The sequence below is a fragment of the Mycobacterium sp. D16Q16 genome (assembly GCF_002013745.1).
Taxonomy (GTDB): Bacteria; Actinomycetota; Actinomycetes; order Mycobacteriales; family Mycobacteriaceae; genus Mycobacterium.
Genome location: NZ_MAEY01000021.1, coordinates 57,492 through 72,148, shown reverse-complemented (window position 1 = coordinate 72,148; position 14,657 = coordinate 57,492). Strand labels below are relative to the sequence as shown.

General features: G+C 66.4%; 14 protein-coding genes. 5 read left to right on the top strand and 9 right to left on the bottom strand.

Annotated elements, in window-relative coordinates:
• Positions 1-9 precede the first annotated feature (9 nt).
• The 3 genes from B4394_RS19565 to cobN are packed head-to-tail and all read right to left on the bottom strand — an operon-like array spanning position 10 to position 4,453.
• Positions 10-411, bottom strand: a complete 402-nt coding sequence (locus B4394_RS19565; protein WP_078311699.1) for a PPOX class F420-dependent oxidoreductase — start codon at positions 409-411, stop codon at positions 10-12.
• A gap of 10 nt (positions 412-421) precedes the next feature.
• Positions 422-826 carry a PPOX class F420-dependent oxidoreductase gene (locus tag B4394_RS19560; protein ID WP_078311700.1) on the bottom strand — a complete coding sequence of 135 codons (405 nt, stop codon included), beginning with the start codon at positions 824-826 and terminating at the stop codon, positions 422-424.
• 9 nt (positions 827-835) lie between these two features.
• The gene (cobN, locus tag B4394_RS19555; RefSeq protein WP_078316009.1) at positions 836-4,453 is read right to left on the bottom strand and encodes a cobaltochelatase subunit CobN; all 3,618 of its coding nucleotides are present in this window, start codon (positions 4,451-4,453) and stop codon (positions 836-838) included.
• Positions 4,454-4,486: 33 nt separating this feature from the next.
• On the opposite strand from cobN, the gene cobG reads away from it, so the two are divergent.
• The 3 genes from cobG to B4394_RS19540 are packed head-to-tail and all read left to right on the top strand — an operon-like array spanning position 4,487 to position 7,758.
• A complete protein-coding gene (gene cobG, locus B4394_RS19550) occupies positions 4,487-5,647 on the top strand; it encodes a precorrin-3B synthase (RefSeq protein ID WP_078316008.1) in 1,161 nt (386 codons plus the stop codon).
• A 9-nt stretch (positions 5,648-5,656) separates the two neighbouring features.
• Positions 5,657-6,283, top strand: coding sequence for a precorrin-8X methylmutase (locus B4394_RS19545; protein ID WP_078316007.1), 627 nt, complete (start codon positions 5,657-5,659; stop codon positions 6,281-6,283).
• A complete protein-coding gene (locus B4394_RS19540) occupies positions 6,280-7,758 on the top strand; it encodes a precorrin-2 C(20)-methyltransferase (RefSeq protein ID WP_078316006.1) in 1,479 nt (492 codons plus the stop codon). The genes B4394_RS19545 and B4394_RS19540 overlap by 4 nt, the downstream gene beginning before the upstream one ends.
• On the opposite strand, the gene B4394_RS19535 is transcribed toward B4394_RS19540, so the two are convergent.
• From B4394_RS19535 to dprE2, 4 genes are read right to left on the bottom strand one after another with little or no spacing between them, the layout of a single operon-like run.
• Positions 7,730-8,458: a cobalt-precorrin-6A reductase gene (locus B4394_RS19535; RefSeq protein ID WP_078316005.1), complete on the bottom strand. Its 729-nt coding sequence runs from the start codon at positions 8,456-8,458 to the stop codon at positions 7,730-7,732. The genes B4394_RS19540 and B4394_RS19535 overlap by 29 nt on opposite strands.
• Before the next feature lie 20 nt (positions 8,459-8,478).
• Positions 8,479-9,234 carry a precorrin-4 C(11)-methyltransferase gene (gene cobM, locus B4394_RS19530; RefSeq protein ID WP_078316004.1) on the bottom strand — a complete coding sequence of 252 codons (756 nt, stop codon included), beginning with the start codon at positions 9,232-9,234 and terminating at the stop codon, positions 8,479-8,481.
• On the bottom strand, positions 9,231-10,448 hold the full coding sequence (gene cbiE / locus B4394_RS19525; protein ID WP_078316016.1) for a precorrin-6y C5,15-methyltransferase (decarboxylating) subunit CbiE: 1,218 nt from the start codon (positions 10,446-10,448) through the stop codon (positions 9,231-9,233). Before cbiE ends, cobM begins: the two co-directional genes overlap by 4 nt.
• Complete coding sequence (gene dprE2 / locus B4394_RS19520; protein WP_078311834.1) at positions 10,445-11,170, bottom strand: decaprenylphospho-beta-D-erythro-pentofuranosid-2-ulose 2-reductase; 726 nt, start codon at positions 11,168-11,170, stop codon at positions 10,445-10,447. The genes cbiE and dprE2 overlap by 4 nt, the downstream gene beginning before the upstream one ends.
• Positions 11,171-11,271: 101 nt before the next feature.
• Between dprE2 and B4394_RS19515 the strand changes: the two genes are divergently transcribed.
• The gene (locus tag B4394_RS19515; RefSeq protein ID WP_078311707.1) at positions 11,272-11,697 is read left to right on the top strand and encodes a F420-dependent biliverdin reductase; all 426 of its coding nucleotides are present in this window, start codon (positions 11,272-11,274) and stop codon (positions 11,695-11,697) included.
• Here B4394_RS19515 and B4394_RS19510 read toward each other — a convergent pair.
• Positions 11,694-12,836, bottom strand: coding sequence for a M24 family metallopeptidase (locus tag B4394_RS19510; protein ID WP_078316003.1), 1,143 nt, complete (start codon positions 12,834-12,836; stop codon positions 11,694-11,696). The genes B4394_RS19515 and B4394_RS19510 overlap by 4 nt on opposite strands.
• Before the next feature lie 60 nt (positions 12,837-12,896).
• On the opposite strand from B4394_RS19510, the gene B4394_RS19505 reads away from it, so the two are divergent.
• Complete coding sequence (locus B4394_RS19505; protein ID WP_078311836.1) at positions 12,897-13,832, top strand: 5'-3' exonuclease; 936 nt, start codon at positions 12,897-12,899, stop codon at positions 13,830-13,832.
• 55 nt (positions 13,833-13,887) lie between these two features.
• Here the strand turns inward: B4394_RS19505 and B4394_RS19500 are convergent, their stop codons facing one another.
• Entirely contained in the window at positions 13,888-14,598 is a 711-nt protein-coding gene (locus B4394_RS19500; RefSeq protein WP_078316002.1) for a DUF4333 domain-containing protein, read from the bottom strand.
• Positions 14,599-14,657 lie beyond the last annotated feature (59 nt).

Below are 14,657 nucleotides of genomic sequence, written 5' to 3'. Positions count from 1 at the left end.
CGTTCCGGGTCAGGCGGTGATGGCTAGCCCGATGGTGCCGCTGGTGCCTCGACGCAGCACGCTGGCCTTGACCAGCACCCACCCCAGCAGGCCGTACTTCCGGGTGATGGCCGCCCGCGCCCGCTCGGTCCCGTCGGGGTCCAGGACTCGTGCGGTGCCCTCGATCTCGCCGCTGCGGACCTTGCCACGCACATCGCAGACGGCCAGCGTTACGCGCGGGGTATTGCGGATCCGGCGCACCTTCCAGGAGTTGGCTTCCGTCCACACGAGAAGCTCGCCGTCCTCGGGTGCCGCCCACACCGCGGCCGGTTTGGCGTGACCGTCCTTGGTGTAGGTGGTCAACAGGACATATTTGGCGGCACAGACGTCGTCGAATGTCGGCACCGGGAGGTTCGCACCCATGCCGATCAGTCTAGGAACCTCACAGCGTTTCCGGCGCGCCGAGCGTCACCGAAATACCGACTCTGGCGCCGTTGCGCCGGTCCAACCACGCCGTCACGATCCGGCTGGGTAGTCCGTACCGTTTGACCACCGCCTCCCGGATACGCGCCACCGAGGCCGGATCCTCGACGATCACCGCAGTGGCATCGGCAACCGGACTGATCACCCGGCCGCGCTGCGTGCAGACGGCCACTCTCACCTTCCGGTCTCGCCGGATCCTTCGGACCTTCCAGGTGTTCGCACTCGTGGTCAGCAAGAGCTCATCGCCCTCGGCGACGAAGCCCATCGGAGTTGGCTTGGGCACACCATCTTTGGTGAATGTGGTCAACAGAATGTAGCGGCCGGCCGCTACGGTGCCGATGTCCAAGCCGATATTCCGGGCCATGCTCCGATGCTACGACTCCAGCTCGCCCTCGGTCTCCAAGAACACTGAGCGCAAATCACTCAAAACTTGCTGATCCGGGTTCTCCCACAGGCCCCGACTGGCCGCCTCCAGCAACCTCTCGGCAATGCCATGAAGCGCCCACGGGTTGGACTGCTGCATGAACTTGCGGTTCTGCTCATCGAGCACATAGCTGTTGGTGAGTTGCTCGTACATCCAGTCGGCCATCACATTCGCGGTGGCGTCGTACCCGAACAGGTAGTCGACGGTGGCCGCCATTTCGAACGCGCCCTTGTAACCGTGCCGGCGCATCGCCTCCAGCCACCGCGGATTGACCACACGTGCACGGAAAACTCTTGTGGTTTCTTCAGATAACGTGCGGGTACGCACAGCGTCCGGTCGGGTGTTGTCACCGATATACGCCGCCGGAGCCTTACCAGTGAGTGCGCGCACCGCGGCGACCATGCCGCCGTGGTACTGGAAGTAGTCGTCCGAATCGGCAATATCGTGTTCGCGGGTGTCGGTGTTCTTCGCCGCGACCGCGATCCGGCGATACTGGTGACGCATATCTTCACTCGCGGCGGCACCATCCAATCCACGACCATAAGCGAATCCGCCCCACGCGGTGTAGACCTGCTCCAAATCCGAGTCGTTGCGCCAGTTTTGGCTATCGATCAGCTGAAGTAGTCCTGCGCCATAAGTGCCGGGCTTGGAACCGAAGATGCGCATGGTGGCGCGTCGCCAATCCCCATGCTCGGCGCGATCCAATTCGGCATGCGCCCGCAGATAGTTCTGCTCCGCGGGTTCATCGAGACCCGCCACCAGCGCGACCGCGTCATCGAGCATGGTCACCACATGCGGGAAGGCGTCGCGGAAGAATCCGGAAATGCGCACCGTGACATCGATCCGTGGGCGCCCGAGTTCTGCCAGGGAGATCGCCTCCAGGCTCACCACGCGCCGGGAGGCCTCATCCCACACTGGCCGAACACCCAGGAGTGCAAGAACTTCGGCGATATCGTCACCGGAGGTCCGCATCGCCGAGGTACCCCATATCGAAAGACCTACAGACCGCGGCCAATCTCCATAGTCGGTGCGGTATCGCTCCAGCAGCGAGTCCGCCATGGCCTGCCCGGTCTCCCAGGCCAGCTTCGACGGCACCGCCTTGGGGTCCACCGAGTAGAAATTGCGCCCGGTAGGCAGCACGTTGACAAGCCCCCGCAGCGGCGAGCCGGAGGGCCCAGCCTCGATGAACCGGCCGTCCAGAGCGCGCAGGATCGCGTCAATCTCGCCGTTGGTTCCGTCCAGCCTGGGCACTACCTCGGCCGCCGCGAACCGCAGGATCTGCGCGACCTGAGGGTCATCGGTGAGATCGTCCACCGCGCCGGGATTCCAGCCCGTAGCCTGCAGCGCCGTCAGCAGCGAATGCGCCTGCTGGTCAATCTCATCGACGCGCCCACGGTCGTCGGTGCCGTCCTCGGCCAGTCCGAGCGCCTGACGCAATCCGGGTACCGATTGTTCACCGGCCCACATCTGTCGGGCACGCAGGATCGACAGCACCAGATCAACCTGAGCTCCCCCGATGGGCGCGCTGCCCAGAATGTGCAGGCCGTCGCGGATTTGCACATCTTTGATCTCACAGAGCCATCCGTCGACATGCAGCAACATGTCATCGAAGACGTCCTCGTCGGGGCGCTCCTGCAGCCCCAGGTCGTGATCCATCTTCGCCGCACGCATCAGCGTCCAGATCTGCTGGCGGATTGCCGGCAGTTTCGCCGGGTCCAGCGCCGAGATGTTCGCGTGCTCATCGAGCAGTTGCTCCAAACGCGCTATATCCCCATAGGTTTCGGCGCGGGCCATGGGCGGGATGAGGTGGTCGACCAGGGTCGCGTGCGCGCGCCTTTTGGCCTGAGTGCCCTCGCCCGGATCGTTTACCAGGAAAGGGTAGATGAGCGGCAGATCACCGATCGCAGCATCAGTAGCACAATCTGCCGACAGGCCAACGGTTTTCCCGGGCAGCCACTCCAGATTGCCATGCTTGCCCAGGTGTACCAGAGCATCGGCGCCGAACCCGCCCTCCTCGCGTCCGGCCGACAGCCAGCGGTACGCGGCGAGGTAATGGTGACTGGGTGGCAGGTCGGGGTCGTGGTAGATGGCTACCGGATTCTCCCCGAATCCACGCGGCGGCTGTACGAGAAGCAAGATATTGCCTGCTTGCAACGCCGCAATCACAATATCGCCGTCGGGGTTGACGCTGGTGTCGACGAATAGTTCTCCCGGTGGTGGGCCCCAGTGTTCGACCACCTGCTCGGCGAGCCCGGGCGCCAGCCGCGCGAACCACTCCCGGTACTGTCGCGCGGGTACACGAATTGGGTTGCCCGCCAGCTGTTCCGCGGTCAACCAGTCCGGATCTTGGCCGCCCCGTTCGATGAGCGCATGAATCAGCGTGTCCCCGTCGCCGTCCGTCGCGGGCCGACCGGTAGCGGGCAGTCCGGGGATGTCACCGTCGGCGCCCACGTCATAGCCCGCCGCACGCATCGCTGTCAGCAGCGCCACCGCGCTCGCCGGGGTGTCCAGTCCCACCGCGTTGCCGATCCTGGCGTGCTTGGTGGGATACGCGGAGAACACCACCGCTATCCGACGCTCGCCGGCGGGGATGGATCGAAGCTTTGCGTGCCGCAGTGCGATACCGGCCACCCGTGCGCAACGCTCCGCGTCGGGAACGTAGGTGATAAGGCCGTCGCTGTCGATCTCCTTGAACGAGAAGGGCACGGTGATGATGCGTCCGTCGAATTCGGGAACCGCGACCTGGGTGGCGACGTCCAACGGGCTCATACCGTCGTCGTTGGCGTCCCAATCATCGCGGGGGCTGGTCAGGCACAACCCCTGCAGGATTGGGATATCTAAGGCCGCAAGGTGGCCGACATTCCACTCGTCGTCGGCTCCGCCGGCCCCCACTGCCGCGGGAGTCGCACCACCGGCGGCCAGCACGGTGACCACCATGGCGTCGGCGGCCGCCAGGGTCTGCAGAAGCTCCGCCGGCGCGGTCCGCAGCGAGGCGCAATACACCGGAAGCGCCCGTCCTCCAAGGTTTTCAATGGCGGTGCAGAGAGCCTCGATGTACGCGGTGTTTCCGGCCAGCTGCTGAGCGCGGTAGTACAGGACCGCGATGGTGGGACCGTCGACATTCCGGGCGGTACGCTGTAGCACCCCCCAGGCGGGGTTTGTCGTCGGCGGTTCGAAGCCGATTCCCGTCATCAGCACGGTGTCGGACAAGAAGGCGTGCAGCTGCTGCAGATTCGCCGTCCCACCCTCGGCCAGGTACCGGTGCACTTGTAGGGCCACGCCGCCCGGGACGGTCGAACATTCCATGAGCTCGGCATCGGGAGCCTGCTCACCGGAGACCACGACGGCCGGCACACCGGAGGCGATGACGGCATCGATGCCCTCTTCCCAACCGCGACGGCCACCAAGAAGCCGAACAACCACCGTCCCCATCCCGTCCAGCAGGGCCGGCAGGTCGTCGACGTGGATACGAGAAGGGTTGGCCCATCGATAGTTCGCACCACTGGCACGCGCACTCAGCAGGTCGGTGTCGGATGTCGACAGGATCAGGATCGGGGCATTGCTCACAGGACATTCGTACCGTAGTCCTACGGTGAGTAGGTGACCCGCTCCAGCCCAGACGACGCGTGCCCCGGCGCGCTGCGTCTACACGAGGCTGCCGATGGAGCGTTGGCACGCATCCGGCTGCCCGGCGGAATGGTCACGTCAGCGCAGTTGGCCGCGTTGGCGAAGGCGGCCGGCGACTATGGCGCGCCGGTATTGGAACTGACCTCCCGCGGCAATGTTCAGCTGCGATCGATCCGTGATGCGGATGCGGTGGGCACCCTCTTATCGGAGGCCGGGCTGCTGCCGTCGCCGAGCCATGAACGGGTACGCAACATCGTGGCCTCACCGCTGTCGGGTCGGTCCGGCGACTTTCCCGATGTGCGTCCGCTGGTCGTCGCGCTGGACCGCGGGCTGATCTCTGCTCCCGTTCTCGCCGACCTGCCGGGGCGTTTTTTGTTCAGCCTCGATGACGGGCGGGGCGATATGACGGCCATGGGGGCCGATATCGGACTGCGGCATTACCCAGGTGGATGGCGACTGATTCTCGACGGCCGCACCACGTCAGTGTGCATCGACGACCCAGATGCCGCCGTGGAACGCGTGCTCGCGATCGCGCAGGCGTTCGTGCACATCCGCGGGAACGCGTGGCGCGTGGCGGAGCTGCCGGACGCGGCGGAGACCCTTGCTCAGGCGATCGGCGCGACGCTGATCGAAGGCCCACCTCATCCGACGGCCACGGTACGTGCACCCGTGGGATGGATCGAGCAGCCTTCCTCGGGTAACTCTGCCAGCGACATGGTGACACTGGGCGCCGCGGTTCCGTTGGGTCAGCTACCGGCGAGAGTGGCCGCGCTGTTGGCGGCGGCCGAAAAACCTGTCGTCATCACCCCGTGGCGATCTGTACTGCTGTGCGATCTGCCCCACGAAGACGCCGACGTGGTACTGCGGGTGCTGGCGCCTTTGGGCCTGGTGTTCGACGAACGCTCCCCCTGGCTCAATGCCAGTTCATGCACCGGACTACCCGGATGTGGGCGCTCGCGGGCCGACGTGCACGCCGATGTGCGACTCGAAGTCGCCGAGGAGATCGCCAGCGGAATCCATTCCCCGGTGCATCGGCACTGGGTTGGCTGTCCACGCGCCTGCGGCTCCCCCGCCACAGGCCAGGTGCTGGTGGCGACGGAGCTGGGTTATCGGCCGCTGGAGCGGCACCCGTAGGGTGAGCGCGTGCTTGACTACGTGCGAGACGGAGCCGAGATCTATCGGCAATCGTTCGCGACCATCAGGGCTGAGGCCGATCTGTCGGCATTCCCCGACGACGTCGCGCGCGTGGTGGTCCGGCTCATTCACACCTGCGGGCAGGTGGATCTGCCCGGCGAGATCGCCTTCTCCCCCGACGTGGTGACACGCACCCGGGCGTCCCTGGACGCCGGTGCCCCGATCCTGTGTGATTCGTCGATGGTCGCAGCCGGGATCACCCGCCTGCGCCTCCCCGCCGACAACGAGGTGGTGTCCCTGGTGGCCGATCCGCGCGCCGCGGAATTGGCCCAGCGCACCGGAACCACAAGATCGGCTGCCGCCGTGGACCTCTGGGCCGATCGGTTGCCCGGATCGGTCGCCGCGATCGGGAATGCCCCCACCGCGCTGTTCCGCATCCTCGAACTCATCGACGAAGGGGTTGCTCCCCCGGTGGCCGTCCTGGGCGGCCCGGTCGGTTTCGTCGGCTCGGCACAGTCCAAACAGGAGCTGATCGACCGTCCGCGTGGCATGGACTACCTCCTGGTACGGGGTCGGCGGGGCGGCAGCGCGATGGCCGCCGCCGCGGTGAACGCGATGGCGAGCGATAAGGAATGAGTAGAGGAACCCTGTGGGGCGTGGGCCTGGGCCCCGGCGATCCCGAGCTGGTGACCGTCAAGGCGGCGCGAGTGATCGGCGAGGCCGATGTGGTGGCGTTCCACAGCGCACGGCATGGGCGCAGCATTGCCCGCTCGATCGCGCAGCCGTATCTGCGGCCCGGCCAGCTTGAGGAGCATCTGGTCTACCCGGTCACCACCGAGACGACCGAGCACCCGGGCGGATACCGCGGCGCGATCGATGATTTCTACGAAGAGTCCGCGAATCGGATTGCCGCCCACTTGGATTCGGGCCGCAATGTGGTATTGCTCGCCGAGGGCGATCCGCTGTTCTACAGCTCGTACATGCACATGCACCGCCGTCTGACCGACAGATTCGATGCGGTCATCATCCCCGGTGTGACGTCGGTCAGCGCCGCGTCCGCGGCGACGGGGACGCCCTTGGTCGAGGGCGACGAGATTCTCACCGTCATCCCCGGCACTCTGCCGGCCGACGAAATCGCCCGCAGACTCGGCGATTCGGATGCCGCGGTCATCATGAAACTGGGCCGCTCGTATGGCGCCGTGCGACAGGCATTGGACACCGCCGGCGTGCTCGATCGCGCCTACTACGTAGAGCGGGCCAGCACCACGGAGCAGCGGGTGCTTCCCGCCGCCGATGTCGACCCGTCCTCGGTGCCGTACTTCTCACTGGTCCTGGTTCCCGGGGCGCAACCCATCACCGACACCCGGCTCGACGAGATGGTGACGGTGGTCGGATTGGGCCCGGGCCATCACGACTGGACCACCACCGAGGTCCGTCAGGAACTGGCGCGCGCCACCGATCTCATCGGCTACGGCCCGTACCTGGATCGCATCCCCGCCCGGGACGGCCAGGTTCGTCACGCCAGCGACAACCGCGACGAACCCGCACGCGCCGAACTGGCCTTCAAGCTCGCGGCGGGCGGGCGCCGGGTGGCCGTCGTGTCCTCTGGCGACCCTGGTGTATTCGCGATGGCCGCCGCAGTGATGGAAGAGGCCCGTGCGTGGCCCGATGTCACGGTGCGGGTGCTCCCGGCGATGACGGCAGCGCAGGCCGTGGCCAGCCGGGTGGGGGCACCCCTGGGCCACGACTACGCGGTGATCTCGCTGTCCGATCGCCTCAAACCATGGGAGATCATCGAATCCCGCCTACGTGCCGCGGCGGCCGCAGATCTCGTGCTCGCCGTGTACAACCCGGCCTCGAAGTCGCGGACATGGCAGGTGGCGTCCATGCGTGATGTGCTGTTGGAACACCGCGACCCAGCGACGCCGGTCGTGTTGGGACGCGATGTCGGCGGCGCGGGAGAATCCGTGCGGGTGACGACGCTGGGTGAGCTCGACCCGTCAGCGGTGGACATGCGCACCCTGCTGATCATCGGTTCCTCGCAGACTCAGTGGCAGGACACCGATTCCGGGCCTCAGGTGTTCACGCCTCGGCGTTATCCCGCTCCGTAACCCACTGCTGCGCAGCGTCCACGGTGGTCACGGTGGTCACGTTCTCCGGTAATGCCGGCCTGTCGATCATCACGACGGGAATACCCAGCGCCGCAGCGGCTTCCAACTTGGCGGAGGTCATTGTCCCCCCACTGTTCTTGGTGACCAGAACTTCGATCTCATACTGGCGCATCAGCTCGGTTTCCTGGCCGAGCGAGTACGGCCCGCGCGACAACAACACATGATGCCGCTCGGGTAGCTCGTCGGCGGGCACCGGCTCCACCACACGGATCAGGAACCAGGCGTCCGAGAACAGAAACGCCCCGATGCTCGAGCGTCCCGAGGTCAGGAACACCCGCGAAAAACCCTGCGCCACCACCGCATCCTTGGCCTCTGCCGCCGAAGAGACCACCGTCGCATCGCCTGTCGGCCAGGGTGGGCGGCGCAGGATGAGGTGAGGGATGCCCAGCCGTCCGCAGGCCGCCACGGCGTTCTCGGTGATCGTCGCGGCGAACGGATGGGTGGCATCGACCACCGCTTCAATGTTGTTATCCAACAGCCATGTCCGCAGACCTACCTCGCCACCGAATCCTCCGACGCGCAGCTCGCCCGCCGGTACCGCCGGGTTGCGCACCCGCCCCGCGAGCGAGGTGGTGACATCGAAGCGGGGTACCAGCCGCTCGGCCAGCTGGCGCGCCTCCGCCGAACCTCCGAGGATCAAGACTCTTCTTAATGGGTGCATCAGTGCGAAGCCCCTCTACGGCGTCCCGCCGAGTACAGATAGCTGTCGGTAAAACCCTCTGCCGCAAGCACCTTCCCGACGAAAATGACCGCCGTCTTGGTGACACCCGCTTCCGTCATCTGCCCGGCGATATCCGCGAGAGTGCCGCGAAGGATGATCTCGGATGGCCAGCTGGCATACGCCACCACAGCAACCGGTGTCTGCGGCGAGTATCCCCCAGCGACGAGATCAGCCACCACGGTATCGATTTGAGCCGCCGCCAAATGCAACGCCAGGGTCGCCCCCGGCGCGGCCAGGGTGCGCAGATCTTCGCCGGCGGGCATCGCGGTGGACAACGTCGACACCCGGGTGATCGTCACGGTCTGCGCGACGCCGGGAACGGTGAGCTCGGTGCCCAACGCCGCCGCGGCGGCGGCGAAGGCCGGAACACCCGGCACGATCTCATGACCGATGCCGAGGGCATCCAGCCGGCGGCACTGCTCAGCGACGGCGCTGTACAGCGAGGGGTCACCCGAGTGCAGCCGAGCGACATCGAGTCCCTGCGCGTCGGCGCTGGATATCTCGCCGATGATCGCATCCAGGGTCAGTGGCCCGGTGTCGATGATCCGGGCGTCCGGCGGGCACACCTCCAAAAGATCACGCGGCATGATCGATCCCGCGTACAGGCAGACCGGGCACCGTTGCAGGATCCGCTGCCCGCGCACCGTGATGAGGTCGGCGGCGCCCGGTCCGGCACCGATGAAATAAACCGTCATGGCTTTTCCGCGCTCCATTGCGTGACAGGCAGCCGGGATCTCCAGCTGGTAAAACCACCGAGGGGGGCGGCATCCTCGATGCGGTACCTGCGCAGCTCTCCCCCGTGGCCGGAATACCATTGCAACAAAAGCGCTTCGGATTCCGCGGTCACTGCGTTGACGACAATGCGGCCGCCGCTCGGTAACCGATCCCAGCAGCGTTCAAGCAATCCGGGTCCGGTAACGCCGCCACCGACGAAAATCGCGTCCGGGGCCATGGCCTGCTCGAAATCCTTTGGCGCCGAGCCGAAAACCTCGATATCGACGCCAAACTTCTCCGCGTTGGCCGTGATGGCGGCCCGCCGCGACGACTCGATCTCGAAGGCCGAGGCGTTACAGCCGGCGCCACTGCGTGACCATTCGATCGCGATGCTGCCCGAGGCCGCGCCCACGTCCCACAACCGTTGGCCCGGCCGCGGCGCCAGCGACGCCAAAGTGACCGCCCGGATCTCACGCTTGGTGATCTGCCCATCGTGCTCGAACACGTCCTCGGGCAGCCCCGCGACCAGCGGCAGGACGGTGCCCTCCACCTCCGGAACATATTCGACGGCAATGACATTCAACGCGTCGCCGGGTGAATGATCCCAACCGCGGGCGGCACCGGCGAACGAACGCTCGGCCGCACCGCCCAACTGTTCCCAGACCGTCAACCGCGAGTCGCCCAGCTCGGCTCGGGTCAAGGCTCGCGCCAGGTCCCCGGGAGTGTTGGCATTGCGGCTCAGCACCACCGCCCGTCCGCCGAACCTGCGGGCGGAGTCGACCGGCGCGTTCACCAGGCTGATGATCTCGACATCGTTCACCGCCCAACCCATTCGGGCACAGGCCAACGACACACTGGATACATGCGGAAACACCCGCACCCGCTCGCCGCCAAACAGCCGGGTCAGTGTGGTGCCAACGCCATGCAACATGGGGTCACCGCTGGCAAGGACGTGGACGTCACCGAGACCGTCGAACATGGTGGGCAACGCGGGCAGCAGCGGGGAGGGCCATACTCGGCATTCGGCGGCCAGAGATTCGGCGGCCAGCAGTTCCAGCTGGCGCAATGAGCCGAAAATGACTGATGCACGCTGCAATTCATGGCGAGAACGCATCGATAGCCCGTCGACCCCGTCCGCACCTATCCCGACCACGGTAATCATCTGAGTTCGATGCTCTTCGCCCGAGGGACTCATCGCGGCATTCTGCGCCATACCGACGACGGTACCCACCGCATGACGAATGCCAACGTTCCCAGTGCTCGCGGGATCCACACGGTGCGCTTCCCGCGCCGCAGCGCCCGCACGGTCGCCTCTGCCACCTGGGGCGGTGTGCTCGCCAATGGCGCCGGGGACATGCCCGCCGCCATCCGCCCGATCACGAAGCCCGGGCGCGCGATCAACAGGTGTACGCCGGAACCGTGCAGGGCATCGGCCAGACCGCTCGCGAATCCGTCCAGTCCCGCCTTGGCGGATCCGTACACGTAATTGGCGCGCCGTACCCGCCATCCGGCGATCGACGAGAACACCACCAGCGCGCCGCGGCCGGCACCGCGCATGCGAACCGCCAACTGAGTCAGCAGGGCGACCTGTGCCACGTAATCGATGTGCACGATGGCCGCCGCATGAGCGGGATCTGTTTCCGCGCGCGTCTGGTCGCCGAGCAGCCCGAACGCGAGCACCGCCACATCGATGGCTCCCCGTCGCTCGATGATCGCGGCCAACACGGATTCGTGGGTGTCGAGCCGGTCCGCGTCGAACTCGACGCAGTCGACGGCAACGGCACCGGCGTCACGGACGCGTCGTTCCTCCTCCTGCAGGTCCTCGGCCCGGCGCGCGGCCAGAACCACGGCATTTCCCGGCGCGAGGCGCGTAGCCACCTCGAGCCCGATTTCGCTACGGCCACCGAAAATCACCACCGTCGACGGTCTTCCCGGACGCGGTTCATCCCCAAGCTGGCCGGAGTGTCGCACCGTGTCGGTCACGTCAGCGATTATGTCCTGCGCTAGCGTGAGAGTTGATGGCGAACACCCCTACGACCCGACTTACCGATGATGCGCTGGCGTTCCTCTCCGAGCGCCATCTCGCGATGCTGACCACGTTGCGGCAGGACAACAGCCCGCATGTGGTGGCCGTCGGCTTCACCTTCGACCCCGCGACTCACATCGCGCGGGTCATCACCACCGGCGGGTCGCAGAAGGCCGTCAACGCCGAGCGCGGTGGCCTCGCCGTGCTGAGTCAGGTCGACGGAGCCCGCTGGCTGTCCCTGGAGGGCACGGCCGCCGTCGTCACCGACAAGGAAGCCGTGCGCGACGCCGAACTGCGCTACGCGCAGCGTTACCGCACTCCCCGCGTCAACCCGCAGCGGGTGGTCATCGAGGTCAAGATCGAGCGGGTGCTGGGCTCCTCGGATCTGCTGAACCGCGGCGACACCCCGGCTGATTAGCGGCCGGACGGCACCACCGTCAGGCCGTGTGGCCGTGAATTCACCGACTCGCAACCGTTTTCGGTGACGATGACGATGTCCTCGATCCGCGCGCCCCACAGTCCCGGAAAGTACACGCCCGGCTCGATGCTGAAGGCCATTCCCGGCTCCAGGATCAGATCATTGCCCTCCACGATGTACGGCTCCTCGTGGACCGACAGCCCGATGCCGTGTCCGGTGCGATGCACGAACGCCTCGCCCATCCCCGCCTCGTCGAGAACACGGCGCGCGGCGGCATCCACGGACTGCGCGCTCACACCAGGGCGAGCCGCCCGAACCGCGGCCTGCTGGGCCTGCTCAAGAATCGAAATGCGTTGAGCCACATCGGGGTCAGGATCACCAATGCTGTAGGTACGCGTGCAGTCGGAGTTGTAACCCGGCTCGTAGCTGCCGCCGATATCCACCACCACGATGTCCCCGGCCCGCAGCTCGCGCTCGGAGCACTCGTGGTGCGGGTCGGCCCCGTGTGGGCCCGAACCCACGATGATGAAGGCGACCTCCGAATGCCCCTCGGCCACAATCGCTTCAGCGATATCGGCAGCCACCTGTGCCTCCGTGCGCCCCGGCACCAGCAGCTCGGGCACCAGGGCGTGCACCCGGTCGATCGCGCTGCCCGCCTTGCGCAGCGCATCGATCTCTGAGGCATCCTTGACCATGCGCAGTCGGCGCAGCACCCCGGTGGCCAGTACCGGCACCGTCCCGATCAATTCGGTCAGCGGGAGCAGATGCATTGCGGGCATCGACTCGGTGACCGCCACGGTGCCTGACACAGCACCGCCCGCACCACCCAATGCCGCACGCACCAGCTCGTAGGGATTCTCACCGTCGACCCAATCGCTGATCGGGATGTTGAGATCCCCGATCGCCGAATCTTGCAGCGCCGCAAGCTCCATCCGTGGGGCCACCACAGAGGGCGTTCCCGAGGCGGGCACCACCAATGCGGTGAGCCGCTCAAAGGTCTGCGCGCGCGACCCCGTCAGGTACCTCAAGTCATATCCGGGTGTGATCACCAGTCCCGCCACCCCGGCCGCCGCGGCCTCCTGGGCGGCACGTCGCAGGCGGTTGGCGTACACATCCGATTCGAAACGCTGGGCTGCCATACCGTCCAGGCTATCTGGCATAGGTTGAGTGCCGTGTCAGATGATCTCGCGCGACCCGTCCTGCTGCTCGATGGCGCCAGCCTGTGGTTCCGTTCGTACTTCGGAGTTCCCGATTCCATCACGTCCCCCGACGGCAGACCCGTCAACGCCGTCCGCGGGTTCCTGGACACGATGTCGCAGCTCGTTACCCTGCACCGGCCCCATCGGCTGGTGGTGTGCCTGGATCTGGATTGGCGTCCGGCCTGGCGCGTTGCCGCCATCCCCTCCTACAAGGCGCACAGAGTCGTCGAGGAGATCGCGACAGAGGTTGACGTTGAAGAGGTGCCCGACGAGCTGACACCCCAGGTCGACATGATCGCCGCCATGTTGGACGCATTCGGTATCGCGTCAGCGGGGGCACCCGGCTTCGAGGCTGATGACGTGCTGGGCACCCTGGCGGCGACCGAACGCCGGGACCCGGTCATCGTGGTCAGCGGAGATCGAGACCTACTGCAGGTGGTCACCGATGCCCCGGTCCCGGTGCGCGTCTTCTACATGGGACGCGGGTTCGCCAAGGCCACATTGTTCGGGCCGGCAGAGGTTTCCGAGCAGTACGGAGTGCCCGCGGAGCGTGCCGGCGCGGCGTACGCGGAGCTCGCTCTGCTGCGCGGCGACCCGTCCGACGGGCTGCCCGGTGTCGCCGGCGTAGGCGAGAAAACGGCGGCCAAGCTGCTCGCCGAGTACGGGTCGCTGACCGGCATTCTCGCCGCCGCCGACGATCCAAAATCCGGGCTGTCCAAGGCGGTTCGCGCCAGGCTGCTGGCCGCCACCGACTACATCGCGGCTGCCGAACCGGTGGTGCGGGTGGCCGCGGATGCGCCGGTCACGATCGATCGGGACAGCGATGCGCTACCGCTGACAGCGCGAGATCCGCAGCGCGTCGCCGAACTGGGCGCTGAATGGGGCATCGGGTCGGCGATCACACGCTTGCAGAAGGCGCTCGACGGACTCCCCTGAACACAAAAACGCCGAGTGCGCGGAGGGCACACTCGGCGTTTTCGTGAGAACCTCTTTACTTGGGGCGGCCTACCTCGTAGGTGCCCTTGTCGTTCTGGAACGTCACGGTGACCTGACGCTTGGTGCCGTCAATGCTGACATCGCAGTTGAAGGTGGCACCCTTCTTCACCTCGGGGTTTTTGCCGTCATTGCACTTGACATCCTTGACGTTCTTGGCGCCGTATCCGTTGGTCTCGTCGGTGAGAACCTTGGTCACGCCCTCTTGCGCCTTGCTGACGTCCAGGGTCGTGGTCATGGCCCAGCCGGGAGCCAGGAAGGCGGTAACCAGTACCACGATCAGGATCACCGCGGCCGCGACAATGCCGCCGATGATCGCGATGGTCTTGGTGGAACGCTGCGGCTTACCGGCACCGAACTGCGGGAACGGCTGTCCCTGCTGCTGCCCGTACTGGCCCGGGTATCCACCCTGTTGTCCGTACTGTCCCGGCTGGCCGTAGGCGCCAGGCTGTCCGAACTGACTCGGCTCGCCGAATCCCTGCTGACCGGGCTGCTGGCCGAACTGGCTAGGATCCCCAAATCCACCACCCGGGAAACCCGGCTGCTGGTACTGCGGATACTGCTGTCCCTGACCGTAGGCCGGCTGCTGCCAACCCTGCTCGCCCTGCCCTGCCGGATCTGAGGATTGCGGTGTCTGCCAGGGCTCTGGGCCTTGCCCAGGTTGCGGCGCCCACTGTCCGCCAGGTTCCGTTCCCTGTGGACCGCTCATCGTTCCTCCCGTGTCGCGACATTGTTACTTACCGGTGTTGGTTACCGATGTGAAAGCGT

Excerpts from the sequence above, each read along its gene's own strand:
- cobM (WP_078316004.1), bottom strand. The coding sequence starts at position 9,234 with ATGACGGTTTATTTCATCGGTGCCGGACCGGGCGCCGCCGACCTCATC.
- B4394_RS19500 (WP_078316002.1), bottom strand. The coding sequence starts at position 14,598 with ATGAGCGGTCCACAGGGAACGGAACCTGGCGGACAGTGGGCGCCGCAA.
- B4394_RS19510 (WP_078316003.1), bottom strand. The coding sequence starts at position 12,836 with ATGGCAGCCCAGCGTTTCGAATCGGATGTGTACGCCAACCGCCTGCGA.
- B4394_RS19560 (WP_078311700.1), bottom strand. The coding sequence starts at position 826 with ATGGCCCGGAATATCGGCTTGGACATCGGCACCGTAGCGGCCGGCCGC.
- cbiE (WP_078316016.1), bottom strand. The coding sequence starts at position 10,448 with ATGAGTCCCTCGGGCGAAGAGCATCGAACTCAGATGATTACCGTGGTC.
- B4394_RS19515 (WP_078311707.1), top strand. The coding sequence starts at position 11,272 with ATGGCGAACACCCCTACGACCCGACTTACCGATGATGCGCTGGCGTTC.
- B4394_RS19540 (WP_078316006.1), top strand. The coding sequence starts at position 6,280 with ATGAGTAGAGGAACCCTGTGGGGCGTGGGCCTGGGCCCCGGCGATCCC.